At 62.2% G+C, this 19,624-nt stretch carries 20 protein-coding genes; 18 read left to right on the top strand and 2 right to left on the bottom strand.

Translation table 11 applies throughout. The annotated features are described in order from the left end of the window. Positions 1-85 precede the first annotated feature (85 nt). The 10 genes from ccoG (at position 86) to NKH19_RS17265 (ending at position 9,420) form a co-directional block, all read left to right on the top strand. Positions 86-1,645 carry a cytochrome c oxidase accessory protein CcoG gene (ccoG, locus tag NKH19_RS17310; RefSeq protein ID WP_352441138.1) on the top strand — a complete coding sequence of 520 codons (1,560 nt, stop codon included), beginning with the start codon at positions 86-88 and terminating at the stop codon, positions 1,643-1,645. After that, positions 1,642-2,139: a FixH family protein gene (locus NKH19_RS17305; RefSeq protein ID WP_352982460.1), complete on the top strand. Its 498-nt coding sequence runs from the start codon at positions 1,642-1,644 to the stop codon at positions 2,137-2,139. The genes ccoG and NKH19_RS17305 overlap by 4 nt, the downstream gene beginning before the upstream one ends. Next, positions 2,136-4,424, top strand: coding sequence for a cation-translocating P-type ATPase (locus NKH19_RS17300; protein ID WP_352982458.1), 2,289 nt, complete (start codon positions 2,136-2,138; stop codon positions 4,422-4,424). Before NKH19_RS17305 ends, NKH19_RS17300 begins: the two co-directional genes overlap by 4 nt. Continuing rightward, positions 4,421-4,591 carry a cbb3-type cytochrome oxidase assembly protein CcoS gene (gene ccoS, locus NKH19_RS17295; RefSeq protein WP_023762793.1) on the top strand — a complete coding sequence of 57 codons (171 nt, stop codon included), beginning with the start codon at positions 4,421-4,423 and terminating at the stop codon, positions 4,589-4,591. Before NKH19_RS17300 ends, ccoS (NKH19_RS17295) begins: the two co-directional genes overlap by 4 nt. A gap of 66 nt (positions 4,592-4,657) precedes the next feature. Next, on the top strand, positions 4,658-4,933 hold the full coding sequence (locus NKH19_RS17290) for a CBS domain-containing protein (protein WP_245272648.1): 276 nt from the start codon (positions 4,658-4,660) through the stop codon (positions 4,931-4,933). After that, positions 4,933-5,100: a CBS domain-containing protein gene (locus tag NKH19_RS17285; RefSeq protein ID WP_352982481.1), complete on the top strand. Its 168-nt coding sequence runs from the start codon at positions 4,933-4,935 to the stop codon at positions 5,098-5,100. Before NKH19_RS17290 ends, NKH19_RS17285 begins: the two co-directional genes overlap by 1 nt. Further along, entirely contained in the window at positions 5,069-5,317 is a 249-nt protein-coding gene (locus NKH19_RS17280) for a BON domain-containing protein (RefSeq protein WP_023776427.1), read from the top strand. The genes NKH19_RS17285 and NKH19_RS17280 overlap by 32 nt, the downstream gene beginning before the upstream one ends. 181 nt (positions 5,318-5,498) lie before the next feature. Then, positions 5,499-5,615: a cbb3-type cytochrome oxidase assembly protein CcoS gene (gene ccoS, locus NKH19_RS17275; protein ID WP_156937847.1), complete on the top strand. Its 117-nt coding sequence runs from the start codon at positions 5,499-5,501 to the stop codon at positions 5,613-5,615. A 418-nt stretch (positions 5,616-6,033) separates the two neighbouring features. Beyond that, entirely contained in the window at positions 6,034-7,215 is a 1,182-nt protein-coding gene (gene ubiM / locus NKH19_RS17270; RefSeq protein WP_352982479.1) for a 5-demethoxyubiquinol-8 5-hydroxylase UbiM, read from the top strand. Between the two features lie 294 nt (positions 7,216-7,509). Continuing rightward, positions 7,510-9,420 carry a putative bifunctional diguanylate cyclase/phosphodiesterase gene (locus tag NKH19_RS17265; RefSeq protein WP_352982455.1) on the top strand — a complete coding sequence of 637 codons (1,911 nt, stop codon included), beginning with the start codon at positions 7,510-7,512 and terminating at the stop codon, positions 9,418-9,420. A gap of 94 nt (positions 9,421-9,514) precedes the next feature. On the opposite strand, the gene NKH19_RS17260 is transcribed toward NKH19_RS17265, so the two are convergent. Beyond that, positions 9,515-9,754, bottom strand: a complete 240-nt coding sequence (locus NKH19_RS17260; protein WP_502910959.1) for a DNA -binding domain-containing protein — start codon at positions 9,752-9,754, stop codon at positions 9,515-9,517. Positions 9,755-9,900: 146 nt separating this feature from the next. Between NKH19_RS17260 and NKH19_RS17255 the strand changes: the two genes are divergently transcribed. From NKH19_RS17255 to rlxS, 8 genes are all read left to right on the top strand, one after another. Beyond that, entirely contained in the window at positions 9,901-10,134 is a 234-nt protein-coding gene (locus tag NKH19_RS17255; RefSeq protein ID WP_023735803.1) for a helix-turn-helix domain-containing protein, read from the top strand. Positions 10,135-10,669: 535 nt separating this feature from the next. Then, positions 10,670-11,632: an ArdC family protein gene (locus NKH19_RS17250; protein ID WP_352982453.1), complete on the top strand. Its 963-nt coding sequence runs from the start codon at positions 10,670-10,672 to the stop codon at positions 11,630-11,632. A gap of 348 nt (positions 11,633-11,980) precedes the next feature. Then, entirely contained in the window at positions 11,981-12,184 is a 204-nt protein-coding gene (locus tag NKH19_RS17245) for a hypothetical protein (protein ID WP_352982452.1), read from the top strand. Positions 12,185-12,728: 544 nt separating this feature from the next. Next, a complete protein-coding gene (locus NKH19_RS17240; RefSeq protein ID WP_023735798.1) occupies positions 12,729-13,052 on the top strand; it encodes a DUF736 domain-containing protein in 324 nt (107 codons plus the stop codon). 169 nt (positions 13,053-13,221) lie between these two features. Next, positions 13,222-13,491: a helix-turn-helix transcriptional regulator gene (locus NKH19_RS17235; protein ID WP_023740428.1), complete on the top strand. Its 270-nt coding sequence runs from the start codon at positions 13,222-13,224 to the stop codon at positions 13,489-13,491. Next, positions 13,488-14,036 (top strand): S26 family signal peptidase, encoded by a 549-nt coding sequence (locus tag NKH19_RS17230; RefSeq protein WP_352982450.1) that lies wholly within the window; start codon positions 13,488-13,490, stop codon positions 14,034-14,036. The genes NKH19_RS17235 and NKH19_RS17230 overlap by 4 nt, the downstream gene beginning before the upstream one ends. After that, a complete protein-coding gene (locus tag NKH19_RS17225; protein ID WP_352546069.1) occupies positions 14,024-14,710 on the top strand; it encodes a lytic transglycosylase domain-containing protein in 687 nt (228 codons plus the stop codon). Before NKH19_RS17230 ends, NKH19_RS17225 begins: the two co-directional genes overlap by 13 nt. Positions 14,711-14,897: 187 nt before the next feature. Beyond that, positions 14,898-16,868, top strand: coding sequence for a relaxase/mobilization nuclease RlxS (rlxS, locus tag NKH19_RS17220; protein WP_352982447.1), 1,971 nt, complete (start codon positions 14,898-14,900; stop codon positions 16,866-16,868). A 752-nt stretch (positions 16,869-17,620) separates the two neighbouring features. Here the strand turns inward: rlxS and NKH19_RS17215 are convergent. Then, complete coding sequence (locus NKH19_RS17215) at positions 17,621-19,267, bottom strand: MFS transporter (protein ID WP_023809301.1); 1,647 nt, start codon at positions 19,265-19,267, stop codon at positions 17,621-17,623. Positions 19,268-19,624: the final 357 nt, after the last annotated feature.

Here is a 19,624-nt window from a genome sequence, read left to right as displayed (position 1 = left end):
GGCCCGGCGCAAGCCGGGCCTCGGCATCATCCAGAACCGATGAGTCGGTTTCCGGCGAAATCGTCGCTGGTGACTGGAGCTTCTCGTGCTTGATAACACGCAAATAGAAAGGATCGAACCCACGCCGGTCAACTCCGCCAAGGTGCGTCAGCCAATGTACGCTGCGCGCAAGAAGATCTTCCCGAAGCGGGCCTCGGGCAGCTTTCGCCAGTTCAAATGGCTGGTGATGGCGGTCACGCTCGGCATCTACTATCTGACGCCGTGGCTGCGCTGCGATCGGGGCTCGTTTAGCCCGGACCAGGCCGTGCTGCTCGATGTCGCCAACCGGCGTTTCTATTTCTTCTTCATCGAGATATGGCCGCAGGAATTCTACTATGTCGCCGGCCTTCTGGTCATGGCCGGCGTCGGTCTTTTCCTGATCACGTCGACTGTCGGCCGTGCCTGGTGTGGCTACACATGCCCGCAGACCGTATGGGTCGACCTGTTCCTGGTCGTCGAGCGCGCGATAGAGGGCGACCGCAACGCTCGTATCAAGCTTGATGCCGGTCTCTGGACCCCCCGCAAACTCGTGCTGCGGGTATCGAAACACGCCATCTGGCTGATCATAGGCGCGCTGACGGGCGGCGCCTGGATCTTTTATTTCGCCGACGCGCCAGCGCTGCTCGGCGAACTCTTCACCGGCACCGCAGCCCCCGTCGCCTACATCACCGTCGCCGTGCTGACGGCGACGACCTACACGTTCGGCGGGCTGATGCGCGAGCAGGTCTGCACCTATATGTGCCCATGGCCGCGCATCCAGGCAGCCATGCTCGATGAAAGTTCGCTCACCGTCACCTACAATGACTGGCGCGGCGAACCGCGCACGCGTCATGCCAAGAAGGTGCTGGCCGCAGGCCAGCTCGTGGGCGACTGCGTCGACTGCAATGCCTGTGTCGCGGTCTGCCCGGTGGGGATCGACATTCGCGATGGCCAGCAGCTCGAATGCATCACTTGCGCGCTCTGCATCGACGCCTGTGACGGCGTCATGGACAAGCTCGGCAAGGAGCGTGGGCTGATCGCCTATGCGACGCTCTCCGACTACAACGCCAACATGATGCTGGCGACTGCAGGCGGGTCCAGCTCAGTCAATCCGGCGCTGGTCAGGACGGATGACGGCCTGTTTTCGGACAGAGTGGCGCATTTCCACATCCGCAAGATCTTTCGGCCACGCACCTATGTCTACATGGCTATGTGGTCGCTGATCGGCCTGGGCCTCCTCTACTCGCTGCTGACGCGCGACCGGCTCGAAATCAATGTCCTGCACGACCGCAATCCACAATTCGTGACGCTCTCCGACGGCTCGATCCGCAACGGCTACACCGTCAAGCTGCTCAACATGATCCCCGAGCCGAGGACGATCGTCGTAACCATGCAGGGCCTTGAAGGCGCTGACATGGTCGTCGTCGGCGACGACATCCCCGCAGGCCGCTCCTTCGCCATCCCGGTCGAACCCGATCGCCTGAAAATGCTGAGGGTCTTCGTTCGCCAGCCGGCGGACCAGATCCGCGCTCCGGCACAGACCTTCAAGTTCCGCGTCGAGGACAGAGCCAGCTTCGAGTCGAACGAGTACACCGCCACCTTCAACGCGCCGGAGACTGCCAGATGAGCGCCAGAACACAAAAAACCCGCGAATTCACCGGCAGGCACATGTTGGCCATCATCCTGGCCTTTTTCGGTGTGGTCATCGCGGTCAATCTGACCATGGCGACGCTTGCCAACACGAGCTGGACCGGCCTGGTCGTCGAAAACACCTATGTGGCGAGCCAGCAGTTCAACAGGAAGGCCGAGGAAGGGCGGGCGCAGGCAGCCCTCGGCTGGACCGGCAAGCTGACCATCGCATCGGGTGAAGTCCGCTACGGCCTCATCGACGCCGCCGGCAAACCGGTTCCCTTGCATGGCGTGAAGGCGCTGTTTCGCCATCCCGCATACGAGAAGGAGGACAAGTCGGTCACCCTCGCACCCGCCTCGGGCCAGGAATTCGCAGCCCAGCACATGCCGAAGGACGGCGTCTGGATTGTCGAAGTCGACGCCGACGCCGGTCTGGACAAACCGTATCGCGACGTCCGCAGGATCATGATTTCCCATGGAGCGCTGAAGTGAGCTGCTGCGCGCCGGGCGCCGAAATGGCGCTGGATTTGGTCAGCGCCACCTCGGTCCTGCCATCCAGCCAGGAAATCAGGCTGGCGAGCCGATCGCTTGGCGATGATCTTCGTCAGACCGACCTTTCGATACCGGCCGTTCGCTGCGGTGCCTGCATCCAGACCATCGAGACGGCGTTGGGAAAACTCGATCACGTCGAGGCCGTTCGCGTCAACCTGTCAACGAAGCGGGTATCGGTCCGCTGGCGAGGCGACGACGTTCCACCATTCGTCGCCGCGTTAGGGCAGCTGGGCTACCAGGCGCATCTGTTCGACCCGGAGATCGACGACAAGGACAAGACGCTTTCGGAGTTGATCCGTGCCGTCGCGGTTGCGGGCTTTGCGGCGGGCAACATCATGCTGCTTTCGGTCTCGGTCTGGTCCGGTGCCGAAGGCGCGACACGCGACCTGTTCCACTGGGTCTCGGCACTGATCGCCATCCCCGCGCTCGCCTTCGCCGGCGGCATCTTCTTCCGCTCGGCCTGGAATGCCTTGCGTCACGGTCGCATGAACATGGACGTGCCGATCGCGGTCGGCGTGTCGCTTGCCTACGCCATGAGCCTTTACGAGACGATCACCCATGGCGACCACGCTTATTTCGATGCATCGGTGTCACTGCTGTTCTTCCTGTTGATCGGCCGCACGTTGGATCATGTCATGCGCGAACGTGCCCGGACCGCCGTGAAAGGCCTGTCGCAGCTGGCCGCACGTGGTGCCATGGTGCTGCGCGGCGATGGTGCACGCGACTATCTGCCGGTTGGCGAGATCGAACTTGGCATGCTGCTGTTGATCGCTGCCGGCGAGAGAATCCCCGTCGACGGCAAGATCATTCAAGGGGCCTCGGATCTGGACTGCTCGTTGGTTTCCGGCGAGGGCACCCCTCGAAACGTAGCGGCAGGCGAAGCCGTGCAGGCCGGTGTCCTCAACCTAACCGGCCCGCTGACGATTGAGGCGACCGCCGCCGCGAAAGATTCGTTTCTGGCGGAAATGGTTCGGCTGATGGAGTCCGCAGAGGGCGGCCGCGCGCATTATCGCCGGATCGCCGATCGTGTTTCGGCGCTCTATGCCCCGGTGGTTCATTTGACCGCCTTCGCGACGTTCCTTGGCTGGATGGCGGCGACCGGTGACTGGCACCGGGCGATAACCATCGCCATTGCCGTTCTGATCATCACATGCCCGTGCGCGCTCGGCCTCGCCGTACCGATCGTTCAGGTGGTCGCGGCGCGGCGCCTGTTCGAGAGCGGCATCATGGTCAAGGACGGTTCGGCCATGGAGCGCCTGGCGACGATTGATAGAGCGGTGTTCGACAAGACCGGAACGCTCACCCTCGGCCAGCCCCGGCTGGTCAATGCGGACTCGATTGATCCGGCCATGCTGGCAATCGCGGGAGACATGGCTGCGCACTCGCGTCACCCGTTTTCAAAGGCCATAGCCGGTTTTGCCCGCCTTGGCGGGCAGCACAAATTCGATGGCGTCACCGAGCACCCGGGTTTCGGGATCGAAGCCACAGCGACCGGTAGCACCTGGCGGCTGGGCCGGCGCGGATGGGCTGGATGGAAGGCCCGGACCGGCGGCGAAGGCAAACATGGCTATGGCGGAACGGTGTTGACAAAAGACGGGTTCATTGTCGCGACCTTCGATTTTGAGGACGCGCTGCGCGCCGACGTCAGGGCGGCGATCGGGCAATTGACCCATGCTGGGGTGTCGGTGGAAATGCTGTCGGGCGATACCGCGGGCGCCTGCGGCGAAGTTGCAAAAATGCTGGGTATCGACAATTTTATTCCGTGCCTGCTGCCGTCCGGCAAGGTCGAACGCATTGAGACGGCGGCGAAAGACGGACACAGGGTTCTGATGGTTGGCGACGGTCTCAACGACACGCCTGCGCTGAGCGCTGCGCATGTCTCGATCGCTCCTGCCACCGCCGCCGACATTGGCCGCAACGCGGCCGATTTCGTATTCCTGCGCGAAAGCCTTCTGGCAGTGCCTCTCGCGCTGGATGTCTCGCGCAAGGCGGGAAGCCTGATCCGACAGAACATAACAATTGCGATCGTTTATAATGCTGTTGCCGTTCCGATCGCCATTCTGGGCGATGTTACGCCTCTTATCGCCGCGGTCGCGATGTCAGCCTCGTCATTGCTCGTGGTTGGAAATGCCATGCGTCTGCAAGGCTTCGCAACGGGTGCGTCGTCCGTATTTGCGCGGCAAGACAGGCCCGCGCGGGCCGGCGCCTTGGCTCAATCGTCATGACGACGCTCGTCTACCTCATCCCCGTAGCGCTATTCCTTGGCGCACTCGGCCTGTCCGGCTTCCTTTGGGCGTTGAGAAGCGGCCAGTACGAGGATCTCGATGGCGCGGCGGAGCGCATTCTCATCGACAGCGACGACGGCGCGGAGAATGCCACTCGTTCCAAGTGACTCAGATCAACGCGCCGCGGGTCGGGATGTCCTATCGTCGTCCGACGAAAGATCAGGAGGGTGAGGATGCAAGCCGAATCCTTAATGACAAAGCCAGTCATCACGACGCATGCGAACGCGACGATCGCCGAAGCGGTCATGCTTTCAAGCAAAGTCAGCTGCCTGCCGGTAACGACCAGCGACGGCACCTTGGTTGGCATTGTAAGCAAAAGCGACTTCTTGCGCCGAGAGGAACTCGGAACCCAGCGTGTGCGTCCGCGCTGGCTGGAGCTTGATCTTGGCCCGGGCACAACCGCCAATGACTATGTGTGCGCTCGAATGGACGGATCATCCATCAGGTGATGACCACACACGTCATCTCGGCGCCTCCTGTCGACCTCATGATGCAACACCGCATCAACAATGTCCCGATTGTCGATCGGGAAAGGGTCGTCGGCATCATCACGCGAACTGATTTGCTGCTTGTCCTGATCCGCCATGCCGAAACAGGGAACCACGCCACCCGATGACGAACTGATCCGCAAGGCTATCCTTGCCGAACTGCAGCCACAAACCTGGAGCGGTGGTGACTTGATCGATGTGAGGGTCAGCGACGGCCTTGTCGAACTGAAGGGGGCGATTGTCGACGAGCGTCAGCGGAAGGCAGCGATCGTTGCGGCTGAGAAGGTTGCCGCGTCGGGCAAGTCAAGGACCGCCTCCTCCTCAGTACGGATCCGTTCTCAGTGATGGTTTCATAGCTGCGAAAAAAGCGGGGACGCCAAGCAGAGTCCCTTTGGTTCTGCTCCCTTCCCACATCACTTGGACATGAGGCCGTCGGCGAGTTCCTTCGGCGTCTAGCGCGTTATGGTCGGAGAGCACGCTGTCGGCAGCAAGACGCCCGTCCTGACGGAAATGCGGTGGCCGCTGCCTGTTTTGGTGGGGCTTGGACCGGGGCTTCCTGTGGATCTTGAAGAGCGGCCAATACGAAGATCTCTCCGGCTCCGCCGAGCGGGTCCTTATCGATCGGGAAGAGCCGCGAGGCTGAACCGGTTGGCGGCGCCAACGACTGTGCGGATGCTGGTCGTCAGTCGACCGAATCTTTGCTGGCGATTGCCCGCGTCATGACGATATCGGCGCGCGTGCGAAGAACGGATCAGCCACAATGCGTTGCCGAGCCTTTGGCCAGGAGGGGCACGCGATTGGGAAGCCGACCATTCAGAATGCCCAGACATGCAGACGTTTTCACGGCAATCGACCACTCGACCGTGAACCCGCCGCTGCCGGGTTTGTCGAGCCTGGTTGATCCAGATCAGCGTTATCTCTTCATCGGCATGGTTTCATTGACCAGGCTTCCAACGGAGAACGCATGTCTATCGAGTTGGGGAGATGAGCGACAAACCGTGGGTGATTGCGATGCTTCAAGAGCGCTTCGTATCGAAGATAGCCGCTATGGCGGCACGCTGATGGCCGGCTATGTCGACACATTCGACATCATTGTCGTCGGAGCTGGGCCGGTCGGACTTGCCTTCGCAGCATCGCTCGCCTGGAGCCGACTCAAGGTGGCAGTGGTTGAACGGCAGTCGCTCGACAGCCTGGCGAATCCGGCTTTCGACGGTCGCGAGGTCGCGCTGACCCACGCATCAGTGAGAATCCTTCGCGAGCTCGGCGCCTGGGATGCCATCCCCGCATCGGACAAATCACCGCTTCATGGCGCGCGCGTGCTCAACGGATCCAGCCCTTTCGCCCTGAGCTTCGATGCTCCCAGCGGATCTGGGGAACCACTCGGATTTCTGGTCCCAAATTGTCGGATCCGCGATGCCCTGTTCAAAATTGTCCACTTCCAGGATCATGCCCGGCTGCTGTGCGGCAACTCGGTCGTCAATGCAACAAATAGCGAAGACGAGGCGGTCATAACGCTTTCTGATGGCAGGCAATTGGCCGCTCGGCTGCTCGTAGCAGCGGATTCGCGTTTGTCCGCGATGCGCGACCTGCTCGGCATTGGCGCCAACATCCATCCGCTTGGCCACTCCATGCTGATTTGCCGAGTGAGGCACGAGCGCGTCCATCACCAGATCGCGGTCGAATGGTTCGACCACCATCAGACCATAGCGATGTTGCCGCTCATGGAAGGCGTGTCGTCGCTGCTTCTGACTTTGCGCTCAAGCGAGGCCGACAGACTGTCTGCTCTCGACGACGAATTGTTCCGCATGGAATTGATGAACCGGTGTCGAGGACGCCTCGGACAGATGACCCTGGCAAGCACCCGCCATGCCTATCCGCTGGTCACGACCTGGGCGCACAAGTTCTCGGCTCCGAGTGCGGCACTGATCGGCGATGCTGCCATCGGCATGCACCCGGTGACCGCGCATGGCTTCAACATCGGCCTCAGCGGCCAGAAGCAACTCGCTCATAAAATACTGACAGCATGTCGCGCCCGCCGCGACATTGCCGATCCCGACATGCTCGGCAGATACGAAAGCCGGCTGCGGCTGTCGGCGGGGCCGCTCTATCATGCCACCAACATGCTTGTCGGTCTCTACTCAAGCGAGCACTCGGCGGCACGGCTTGCAAGACATGCTGGGCTCCGCTTTGCCCAACATCTTCCCTTTGTCCGCCATGGCATTTCGGCCATGCTCAGGCGGTGAATCGCACAGAGCGCTGCCGCTCTGGAACGCTGTCTCGGCGAGGCTTCCTTGTCTTGCTGGCGCGCGTCGTCGAGGGGCAAGGCTGTCTCCTGGTGACGTTGCCGATCATGGCATGATTCGGATCAAGGCACGCGCGCGGGCGAAGCCTTGATGATTCGGCAATGCTAAGCCAAAGGTGTGACCCGAAGCATGGTGAGCGCACTGGTTACCCTCGCTGGGTAGTTAACCCGTCCTTCAGTGGGCTTGCATAGGTTTGGTCCTCGCGAACAACGACGCAAGCAAGCTGGTCCATTCATGGCACCCCAAAAGGAAGAAGAATCGCTGGAGGCCAAAATCCGTCAGGATCAGCTTGCTGACCTGAGGGCCGGGCTCTTCGTGTCGATGCCGATAAGCGCGATCCTGTCAGGCCTGATTTGCGCGGTGCAGGCCCTTTCTGGCGGCGGGTTTGCCGCTGCAAGCTGGTTCCTGGTCGTCAATGCGCTAAATGCCGCCCGGCTTGCACTCGCCCGTTTTCAGCTAAAGGAAACGGGGCGCCATCAGGATTTGCTTGGCGTTTTGCCGCGCCTTCGCATGTTTGGCGTCCTTGCCCTTCTGGCAGGGTTTGCCTGGTCCTTCCCGGCCGTGCTGACTGTTGGATACACAACACCACAAGCACCGATGCATCTGGTCATACTGGCGGGCATTTCAGCTGGTGCGGTTACATATGGCAGTTCGTATGCCGCGGCGGCGACCAGCTTCATCACACCTCCACTCCTCATCACGGTGGCGTGCCTTTTGGCGAAAGGCAATTTTGAACGCTACATTCTGGCTTTCACCGTTCTGCTCTTCATGGGCGGCTTGGTCCGAGCTTCGTTTGTTGGGCAGGCGCGCTTCCGCGAAGCAAGCCGCCTGAGACATGAGGCAGAGCGATTTGCGTCGGAAATGGAGCGCAACTCCAGGGAGGACCATCTGACCGCCCTTCTCAACAGGCGGGGCCTTGAACACGCCATCGGTCGGTTCAAGACCGCGGATGGCCCCTTCGTGGCAATGCTGATTGATCTGGACGGCTTCAAATCTGTCAACGACACCTACGGTCACAGGACCGGTGATGAACTGCTTGTCATGATCGCCCGCCGCATAGAGCAGGAAGCACCCGAAGGCTCAACGCTCGCTCGTATCGGCGGCGATGAATTCGTGCTGGTTTTTCCCTCAACGAGAGCTTCGCTTTCTGCCAGTGATCTCGCCTCCAATATCATAGCCAAAATTGCTCGCCCCTATATCGAGGTCGCGTCCGTTCGGGTCGGGGCATCGATAGGGATATACTTGGCGCAGACGCCGAGCCTGACTGAAATGTTGTTGCGGGCGGATATCGCCCTGTATACGGCCAAGCGCCATGGCAGGAACGAATTTTGCCTTTTCGATGCCGAACTCGACAGGGAACTGCAACGTCGCCAGTCGATCGAACGGGATCTTCATTCGGCGATAAAGACGGGAAGATTGCAACCTTGGTTCCAGCCGATCGTGAAACTCGAAACCGAGACCGTGGTCGGTTTTGAAGCCTTGCTGAGATGGTCCCATCCGACGCATGGTGCCATCTCTCCACCCGAAATCATCACGGCCGCACGCGAAACCGGAATGCTTCAGCTGCTGACGCAAACCGTATTCGCCGACTGTTGTGCTTTTATCGACGGCTTGGTGAAAGCTGACTGTCGTGACATTCGTGTGGCGATGAATGTTTCCCCTCGCGAACTGGAAGCCGGCGATATCGACGACATGGTTCTGGAGGGTCTGGCGGCAAGAGGCCTGCCTGCGACGATGTTCGAAATCGAGATTACCGAAGAATCGCCGGTGGACCCGGACAGAGTGGATGAAAAGCTCGGACGGCTTTCACATGCCGGTGTTTCCATCGCGCTCGATGACTTCGGCACCGGCTTTTCTACCTTGGCATCTCTCAAGGACCGTCGGATACGCAAGGTGAAAATAGACCAGGGCTTCATTCGCGGCTTGGCCAAGTCCCGAGAGGACCGACTGCTTGTCAAATCGGTCATCGAACTCGGTGACATGCTCGGGATCGAGGTCATGGCCGAGGGCGTCGAAACAGAGGCGGATCGGCAAACCCTGCACAAGCTTGGCTGCCGAACCGCTCAGGGCTTCCTCTTCTCCAAGGCTGTGCCTTTGATGCAAGCACTGGAAATGGCAGTCAAACAGCACGCGAACCAGTTGTGACCGCTCCCGCCGCGCCGGCTGTCGCGGCCGTGCGCTGCCGAATTTGGCTACAGAGACTTGCCTGCTCGAAACACGTGGCAGTGGGCGTTGTGCATCAGCCGGCGAACAGTTCCTTGTAGCCGATCGTCACCATCCAGTTCGCACGGTCGATATGGCTGCGAAGAGCTTTGCGGGCGCGGACCGGGTCAATGGACGGGTCGATGCCGAGAATGCGCTCGGCCATCTCCTTTTCGCTGGCATTGTCGGCGCAGGCATCCAGGATCCGCAGGTAGATCGTGAAATGCTCCCTGTCGTAGCTCGTGAGGTTCTCCGACCAGGGGACTTCATCGCTCAAAGTTGAGCTTCGAGTCTCATCTGTTCCCATTGGTCCATTCATGCCTGCGAACCTCGCCTGTGAGCGCACGCAGTATATCCCAAAATGGGATAATCCGAAACCGGGATTAGTCGCTGATCCGGTCTTTACCCGACCGGTTCGCCTCCATGCCCAAATCCCTTCGATCGCCCCGCCACCAGCGGTTTTTGGCCCAGCTGGTTTCGCTGCGCAAGGCCAAAGGCCTGACCCAGGAGCAGCTGGCTGACAAGCTCGGTCGTCCCCAATCCTTCGTGGCCAAGTACGAGGGCGCAGAGCGGCGTCTCGACGTCATCGAGTTTCTCGACATAACTGCGGCCATTGACGCTGATCCGTGCGAGATTCTGTCCAGCCTCCGGTCCTAGCGGGCGCGCCGCATCTATCATGATCCGGACAGGAATATTGTCTAGGACAATGCCTCAATTTGTTGAAAGGCGAGCGCTGGTTTTCGGAGGAAGCCGCGCGCACGTGCGGTGCCTTTGGGTTCTCGACGTAACTGCGCCGCCTGACCATGTGCGAAAAAACTTGTCGCGCGCCCGCGCGCCTGACGACGCGCACCAGGTGCTCGTGAACCGAGCCCGCTTTTCTTCGGCAAGCTCAGGCGGTCTCGGCCATTCGGCTTCGCCCCTTGGCGTGGGCAGCCCTTCGGGCTGTGACGGCCGCCGCCCTTGCGGGCGGCGCGGTTTGTCTGTTGGCCTTTCCCGGTGGCGCGGGGCGGGCGGCACTCCCTTCTAGACCCGCTGCGGCAGCCCGCAACCCTCCGCGTGCCGCTCAGGGTCCTCCTCTTCGTTCCGGTCCTTCGGATGCGGTCCGCCTACTGGGCGGGCCCTTCCGGTCGCGACTCGCCGCCCACCCCGCTTCCGGGGAAAGGCGCGGCGATTGGTGAGCGGAGGATAACACATGCGTGCAAACAGCAAGCGTACCACCAGCGGAGAGGCTGGCGCAGGCAAGGGCAGGCGCCCGGGCGCCAGCCTCTATCAGGAGATCACCGACCGCATCATTGCCGAGCTGGAGCGCGGTACCGTGCCATGGGTCAAGCCATGGGGCAGCGCAAAAGCAGGCCTCGGCCTGCCGAGGAATGCGTCCACGGGGCGCAGCTATTCCGGCATCAATATCCTCATCCTGTGGGGCGCCGTCATCGAGCGCAGCTATCCCAGCCAGAATTGGCTGACCTTCCGGCAGGCGCTTGCCCTGGGTGGCAATGTCAGGAAAGGCGAGCGCGGCACGACCATCGTGCATGCCGACCGCTTTGTCCCCAAGGACGAGAAGGAGCGCGCACGCCACGAGGGCGATGCACCACAGGCCGTGCCTTTTCTGAAGCGCTTTACCGTCTTCAATGTCGCGCAGTGCGACAATCTTCCGGAACACCTCCATGCCCCCGCCGAGCCGCTGCCTCAGTGCGAGATCGTGCCGCAGGCCGAAACGCTGATTCGCGCCAGTGGTGCGGATTTCAGGGTCGGCGGCGATCGCGCTTTCTACATGCCGGGCAGCGACCACATTCAGGTGCCGCCGCAGCCGGCGTTCCATCAGCAGATCGACTATTACCGGACCTGCTTTCACGAGCTTGGCCACTGGACCGGCCACCCGACGCGGCTTGCTCGCGACCTCTCCGGCTCGTTCGGCTCCAAGGCTTACGCGCGTGAAGAATTGGTCGCCGAAATCACTGCCGCCTTCGTCTGCAGCAATCTCGGCATCGAGCCGACCGTGCGTCACGCCAATTACATCGGCTCATGGCTGAAGGTGCTGCGCGGGGACAACCGCGCCATTTTCCGTGCCGCCAGCCTCGCCTCGAGGGCCGCCGATTTCCTGCTTGGCCTTCAGGCCGATGCGGAAGGCGAGGCGCAAGAAGGGACTGCGGCATGACGATGCCCGATGCTCAACTGGCCACGACCGAGCCGACGCCGGATAGCGAGGAGATGCCCATTCCCGACGGCGCCCGGGACTCACCCGCCCCGATGCAGAACTATGCCGATCTGCATCGCCAAGGTGCGCCCCGAGCCGCAGCGCGCAGCCAACGAGACGGTGACTGCCATCCTTGCCGGCTGCAAGGCTGACGCCGCATTCGGCAAATGCGGCACAAGCTGTTGGCCTGCCCGGTGGTGGCCAGCGGCAATCGCGACCCCTTGCTGCCGCCGGCATGTTCGCGCGCAAGGTGGGCGCTCGGCGACGATAATCTCGTGCGCGTCGTGGGCATATGGTGGCAACCGGACGATGCCTTTCGATCGCTTGCGCGACGAGGAAATCGCCGATTCGATGCTCACCGAGATCGGCGGCAAGAACATCGAGAAGCCGCCTCAGCTTGAGGCCTGGCTGCCGCGCTGGGTGAAATTCCCGGCCGAAAGCTACACCAGCCGCGAGGCCTTCCTAATCGCCGATCTGTGCGCAAGGAAGCAGTCGCTGTTCGTGCGCGAATAGTCGATCACGGCCCGAGCGGCGTTTTCTCGAGTACTGCCGCTGAGGACGCGCGCGCCGCTCCGGGCCGCGCCGGCTCCGATTGATCGTCTTGCCGAGCCAGTGCCGCGTGCGATAAATTCCAACGCCAATTCGCCCCCATTTCGGCAGCCCGCACCGGCCCGCATTGCTTGCTGAGGCGCCAGGCGCATGGGGCCAATTGTACATCCGGTTGCCGAGAGAGCCTGCGCCGCCGGCCCCCTGCATAGTGCCGCCTGCTTATTGTGCCCCCGATCGCGCAACCTGTCTCCATTGTGTCTCAGGGACCATTCCCCTGCGCCTGGCTTGACGACCTATGGGCGGATCCGGCCCGCCCGAAACCCTCGCCGGCAGCTTTTTTCCCCGCCGCCTGCGGCGGCTTCCTCGCGCCGCTTCGCTTCAAAAAAACTCCCCGCTCGGGTCCTCCGCTATCGCTGCGGCCGTGCCGGTTCCGGCGGTCCGGACGCGCCCATCACGGTCCGCCATCGCAGGGGAATGGTCCCCTGCGAGCACCAAGAGGAGACTGAAAATGACCGCAATCGGATACGTCACCAAACAGGAAAACGGCGGCTACAAGGGCCAGCTCAAGACGCTCAGCGTCCGCGCCGACATCGACATCGTGCCCAATCAGGCAAAGAGCGCCGACACCCATCCGGACTACCGGGTGCTGACGCAAGGGGTCGAAGTGGGTGCGGCCTGGATCCGCACCGGCGAGACCTCCGGCAAGGACTATGTGAGCCTGTCGATTGCGGCCCCCGAGTTTGGCCCGCGCAAGCTCTACGCCAATCTGGGCCGCGCCGCCGGCCAGGATGACGACGACACTTACGCCATCATCTGGAACCCGGTCGACTGACCGGCCGACCCGCAAAGCCCTGCGCCGCCAACCGGCGCAGGGCCTCTCTCAGGACCCGTGAGGCCGCCGAAGGGGCGGCGAAAACTCGCCCCCCACTCTTCGCCCGTCCCCAAAACGATCTCGCTCGCCGATCCTCGCCTCGCTTGCCCGTAACGAACCGAGGATCATCATGGACGACGAAAACGAACGCGCAGCCCGCGCCAAGAAGGGCAGTCCGTTTCTCAACACCGCGCAGGCGGCCTTCTATATCGGGCTGTCCCAGCGCACGCTGGAGAAGATGCGCCTCAAAGGCGGTGGCCCACAATTCCGCAAGCACGGCCGTTATGTCCGCTATCACATCGACGAACTCGACGACTGGTCGAAGGGGCACGCGCCGGAGACCGCGCCCGAGGATGGCGCGCACGAATCCGGCTCGGCCGGTGAGGGAGGCCGCTCATGAGCCGGCGTCCCACCATCCGTCTGATCGGCAGCCATCTGCGGCGCATTCGAGCCCGCAAGACGATCGTCGTTGCCACAATCGGCCTTGGCCTGATCGGCTTCGCCGCCTTCGGCAAACCATCGCCCTGGCTGGTCTGGAACGCCTCGGCGAGTGCGCCGGTCGGCCTCTATCGCGTCGCATCCAGATCGCCCGCTCGTGGTGATCTCGTACTCGTCCGCCCACCAAGACCGGTCGCCGATCTCGCCGCCGAACGCTTCTATCTGCCCAGCAACGTGCCGCTGGTCAAGCGCCTTGCGGCGCTGCCCGGCGAGCATGTCTGCACCTTCGGCGACGCCATCATCATCGGCGGCGAGATAGCCGCGCGCCGGCTTGCAACCGACACGCAGCACCGTCCGCTGCCTTGGTGGAATGCATGCCGAAAACTCGCCGCCGACGAGGTTTTCCTGCTCGGCAGCGATAAAGATCGCTCGTTCGACAGCCGCTATTTCGGGCCGGTGCCGGCCGAAAACATCCTCGGGAGGCTCGTGCCGCTATGGACCGAGTGACCCTCCTTATGCTGAGCATGGCGTGTCTCGCACCATGCTCCTGTTCCGCCGCGACCAACACGAAGCCGGTCGTCATCTCCTATAGTCCGCAGCTTGCAAGATGGCAGCCCTTCGTAGCCGAAGCAAGCCGGCGTTTCAGCATTCCACAGACCTGGATTTATGCCGTCATGGATGCCGAAAGCCGGGGGCAGACGACGCTCAATGGGCGGCCGGTCACGTCGAGCGCCGGCGCCATTGGCCTCATGCAGGTGATGCCAGCCACCTACGAGGAGTTGCGCGCAGAGCTTGGCCTGGGAGCCGTCCCGCACGACCCTCGCGACAACATTCTGGCAGGCACTGCCTATCTGCGCGCCATGTATGACCGCTTCGGATTTCCAGGCCTGTTTGCAGCCTATAACGCCGGGCCGGAGCGCTACGAGCAGCATTTGCAGCGCGGGCGACCGCTGCCCAGCGAGACGGTTTCGTATCTGGAAGAGATCAAGGCGGCGGGCATTTCGGCCGCCGATATGGACGCGCTCACCGGCAAATCCCGTTCCAAAAGCGCGCCGGGAATCCCGTCCGGGCAGTCGCTGTTTTTTCTCCGAAACGGTGTTTCCGTGACCGGCCCGAATGGCCAACTCCTGGTGCCGCTCGGATCGGAGCGAGCAAGATCAGGCCGGCCGGATCGCAGGTGAGGGCAGCGGCTACCGTGGTCCGGGCGGGGGCCAGGGGGGCAGGTGCGCGGAAGGCAAGATAAAGGCAGCGCCTCCTGGAGGCGGCCAAGTGTTTGTCTGCACATCGTTTTCCCAGGAGGTTGCCTCCGGGTCCAGGAGGGTCTGGCGCGCAAGCCTCTGAAATTGCTGCTCGTTCATCGGAGGCCGCATGCAGGATGACGAATTCACGCCGAAGCTCGGCAAAATTGGCTCGCGCGGCTCGAAGGCGGGCAAACGCTACGCTGGCCAGGTGCAGGCCGCGGTCAACCGAGCAGGCGGCAGGAGCGGACGCGGCAGCCGCTTCATCGGAAGCCGGGTGGGGCGCGGCGGGGCTGCTGCCGCAGTTCTTATACCGCGCGACCGCCACGCGGCGTTTCGGCAGCGGCGCGCAGTCGTCAAGGCACGCATCGTCAAGCTGGCCGGCAAGGGAGTCGACGGCGCTCGTGCGCACCTCCGCTACCTCCAGCGCGACGGCGTCACCCGGGAAGGCGAGCGTGGCGAGCTCTACGCTGCCGACAATGACGACGCGGACGGCAGGGCCTTTCTCGATCGCTCGAACGGTGACCGTCATCAGTTCCGCTTCATCGTCGCCCCTGAAGACGGAATCGATTATGATAACCTGAAGCCGCTCACCCGGCGCCTCATGGCGCAAATGGAAGAAGACCTCGGCACCAGGCTAGACTGGGTGGCCGTCGACCATTTCAACACCGGCCATCCTCACACCCACATCATCGTGCGCGGCAGGGATGATCACGGCGAGAACCTCGTCATAGCGCGGGACTACATCTCCTCTGGCTTGCGCGAGCGCGCAGCCGAACTGGTTAGCCTCGACCTTGGCCCGCGCACCGACCGCGAGATCGAGCAGCGCTTGCGCCAGGAGATGGATCAGGAACGCTTCACCAGCATCGACCGGCAGCTGATGCGCATGCGCGACGATGAGGGGTGTGTCTCACCGGCCAGCCGAGACACCTTTCGCCAGACGCTGCACCAGGGCCGCCTGCGCAAGCTCGAGCGGATGGGCCTCGCCGAGGAGATGCCTGCCGGGCGCTGGCGCTTGGAGGATGAGCTCGAAGCCACGCTACGCCGCATCGGCGCGCGCGGCGACATCGTCAAGACCATCCATCGCGAGCTGACCGGCAAGGGGCTCGTCCGCAGTGCCGCCGACCATCTTATCCACGATCGATGCGACGGGTCGGCTCAAACCGTGGTCGGACGTGTCGTCGGGCGCGGGCTGGCCGACGAAATCACTGACCGCCATTACCTCGTCGTCGACGGCGTGGACGGCAAAAGCCACTATTTTGATATCGGCAAAGGCGAGGCCACCCAACCGACACCAGAGGGCTGCATAGTGCGGGTCAGGCCGAGGGACACCGGGCCAAGAAAAGTCGACCGCACAATTGCCGGCATCGCCACGGTCAACGACGGGCGCTACAGCATCGATATCCATCTCAAGCATGACCCCTCGGCCACCGAACGCTTTGCCGAAACGCACGTGCGACGACTGGAGGCGATCCGCCGTGCGACCGGTGGCGTCGAGCGCGAGCCGGACGGCACATGGACAGTCGCGCCCGACCATCTCAACCGCGTCGCGGATTACGAGTGTCAGCGAGCGAGGGCCCAGCCTGTTGTCGTCGACAAGCTCTCATCAATGCCGCTGGAGAGCCAAGTAGGCTTCGACGGCGCCACCTGGATCGACCAGGAGCTGGTATCAGCCCACCCTGAGTCCTTGCGCGACTCTGGCTTCGGTCGCGAAGTACGTCAGGTCCAGGCCCGCCGACAGCAGTGGCTGATCGCGCAAGGTCTGGCCCATGATGCGCAGGATCGGGTCATCTATCGCGCCAACATGCTTTCGATGCTGCGGCAACGAGAGCTGAACCGTGTTGCCAGTCAGCTCTCGGACGAACTCGGGCTCTCGTATTCTGAAGCGCAGCATGGCAATCGAATAGACGGTACGCTGCGCTGCTGCGTCGAGCTCGCCGGCGGAAAATACGGTGTCATCGAGAAATCGCGCGAGTTCACGCTGGTGCCTTGGCGGCCGGTGCTTGAGCATCATATCGGCAAGGAGGTGTCTGGCGTGGTGCGCGCCGAGGGGATTTCCTGGACGATCGGACGCCAGAGGAGCGGGCCCGGCGTTTCGTGAACTGGCTATAATTTATTTGTCCGCGTTGAAACACATACTCAGCCCAGACGGAGTTCCTCCGCCTGCTGCTTGCTCGCAGCATTCATTTGGCGGAGAGTCAGTGTTCTGCATTTTGTAGTTCGCTCTGTCAAAAAGCGCTGGGAATATGCATCATGTTCTGCGTTGACACGGAAGGCGCGCCGACAGGTGCTGCGGATCGGCTCCCGATGGGCTGCCAGCTAGAAAGGTGGGCTGACTCGTGACAGCGCAAGGGGCTCTGGCGGCCGCGGTACGGCGACGCGAGTTCTGGCATCGAGGATGAAGCCGCACTTCCCGATCTTATTCTACTCGCAGGACCGGCAGACGCGGCGGTCGCCCGTGCGAGCATGCTGTTGGCCCTGGCGTGAACTGGCAGTCCGTCCCGGGGGACTTTGTAACGGAGAAAACTAGGCGCAAAGAGGCGCGCGGCCCGTCTCCCCAGCAACCCGCCTTGCGGATCCTCCTCTGCCCGCTTCGCAGACGGGGATACCCTCCGCCCCCTTGCTATTCGTTGCCCGCCGCTATGCAAAGGACAGGCGACCTGAATCCGTGCTCAAGCCGATCTGGCGGCAGAGAGGGGGGTCTCGGGCTGAACATGGGACCCGTGATGGACATAATTGCCACGCGAATCCTCATGCTCGCCTAACCGGCCGGAACGATTTGCAATCCGGGCAGGCTCAACAAATTAAGGAGTAGCTCGTTCCGTGTCCAAGCCCAGACAAGTCTTGATTTTCTCACGGGCGCGATACAAAAGGCACAGGCTGGACTTGGCTGCCGGGGGCGGGGCTTGTCGACCGCTCGATTGAAAGTGAGATGCGAGGCGGAGAATCACCCATGTGCAGAGCGGCAAGGCGCTCGCCTATGTCCCTGTCATTCACCGTTAGTCGATGGTTTAGACGAAGATAGTCCGTCCATGTCGGCGTGCGGAATGTCTCGGTCCAAAGCGTCGACTTCTGAAGGTCGCGCTGGAGGGTCCAGTCCCGCGCACCGGCGCGGCTCTGAACGCGCCGCCTTTCGCGCATGCAGCTCAGAAATTCATCGATACTCTCCTCGAGTATCGAGTACTCCATCTTGATCACGATCGGACCGCTCCTGGGCTTCAAAGGGAGGGCCAGTTCTGGTGGCCTGAAGTCGACGGCCGCTTGATCCGATTCCTCCCATAGCCGCACCGGCAATAGCTTTCCCACAGCCGCGACCAGCAACAGTGCCGCTGCAGCACCTTCCAAAGCCCACGTCAGCGAATAGTACTGCGCGACAGCACCCCAGATCCAGCTACCCGCTGCCATGCCGCCGTAGGTCAGGGCGTAATAGATGGACAGAGTGCGACCAACGACCCACCTTGGGCTTGCCAACTGCACACACACGTCGGTTCCGGTCCAGGTGACAACCCAGCCAGCGCCACCGATTGCAAGCGCGATCGCCGCCACAGCCACCGACGATGTGAGGGCCATCAAAAGGCAGCACGTTGCGCAAGCAACGGATGCGAGCGTGATCAATCGGTTCTGGGACGTGATGCGTCTCAAGTAGCTGCTGCCAATGCCGGCGATGAAGGCGCCTGTGCCGAAGCCGGCCAATAGCACGCCGTACACAATTGGCCCTCCCGCCAGCTGGTCGCGAACCAGGAGGGGGAGCAAAGCAAGGATCGAGATGCTTGATAGCCCGAACAGGGTTGCACGCACGATCGCCACTCTGATCTCTGAGGATATCGCCGTGAATCGCATGCCATCATGAATGGCCGTAGTCATCCGCTCGCGCGGAAGAGGCGAAGAGCGAACTTGCCACTGTGAGCGCAAAACAGCGCTCAACGGGACCAGGTCACTTAGCGCAGCGAGGGCGAAAGCCGTAAGGGGGCCCAGCAAAGCTAAGATTACACCGCCCAGCGCCGGTCCTATGCTCCGAACCACGTTGTACCCCACCGACATCAGCGTCACTGCAGCGGGTATGTCGCGCTTTTCCAGGATATCGCCGACCGAGGCGTGCCAGGCTGGATCGTTCAAGGCAAAGCCGCATCCGGCCAAGAAACTCAGTCCCAGGATCAGCCATGGACTAGCAAAGCCCAGTCCCACAGAGAGTGCCAGCGCCGTGGATGCCAGTGCGATCAGGCAGTGTCCGGCAAGCATCACGCCACGGCGGCTGAAGCTGTCTGCAATGGCTCCAGCAAGGATCGACAAGAAGAACGCGGGCAGCGTCGATGCAGCCTGTACGAGCGCAACCATCAGATCGGAGGCTGAAATCGTGGCCATGAGCCAGCTTATAGCCACGCTCTGCACCAGCCAGCCAAGGCTGGATATCTGCGTGGCTGTCCAGATAGAACGAAAGACCGGGTTGTGAAGAGGGATCAGTGTGTTTGCCGCAAAGCGCGGAGGATCTTGACGCCGCATCACTTCTCACCTCCACTGGGTGTCGTTCTTCCGCTCATTTGCTTACAGCGGTGCGCTCTGTGCACTGACTGCGTCACAAAAGTTCCGAGATCGCGCTCGCAACAAGGACAATGTGGCATCCACGGTGCTGATGCGCGTTGAGGTACCAACCTGGCCGTTAGCTGATGGGTCCGCAGCCCGCTTGGTGCGGTCAGTTCTGCCCTGCGACTATTGGCTTTGGACGGTGCTAGCGCCCCGATGGCCGGCTTGTCAAACTGCCGTAGTGCCAGCACATCCATCCCATCTGCTGACCGCGATCTCCGACGAGGTTGAGCATCAGCAGGTCAACGGCAAATCTGGGTATTTCCGCTTCCGGTC

Source organism: Mesorhizobium sp. M1338 (genome assembly GCF_040318045.1).
GTDB lineage: Bacteria > Pseudomonadota > Alphaproteobacteria > Rhizobiales > Rhizobiaceae > Mesorhizobium.
Note: the sequence above shows the minus strand (reverse complement) of the source record. Positions and strands in the feature narration are given on the sequence as shown.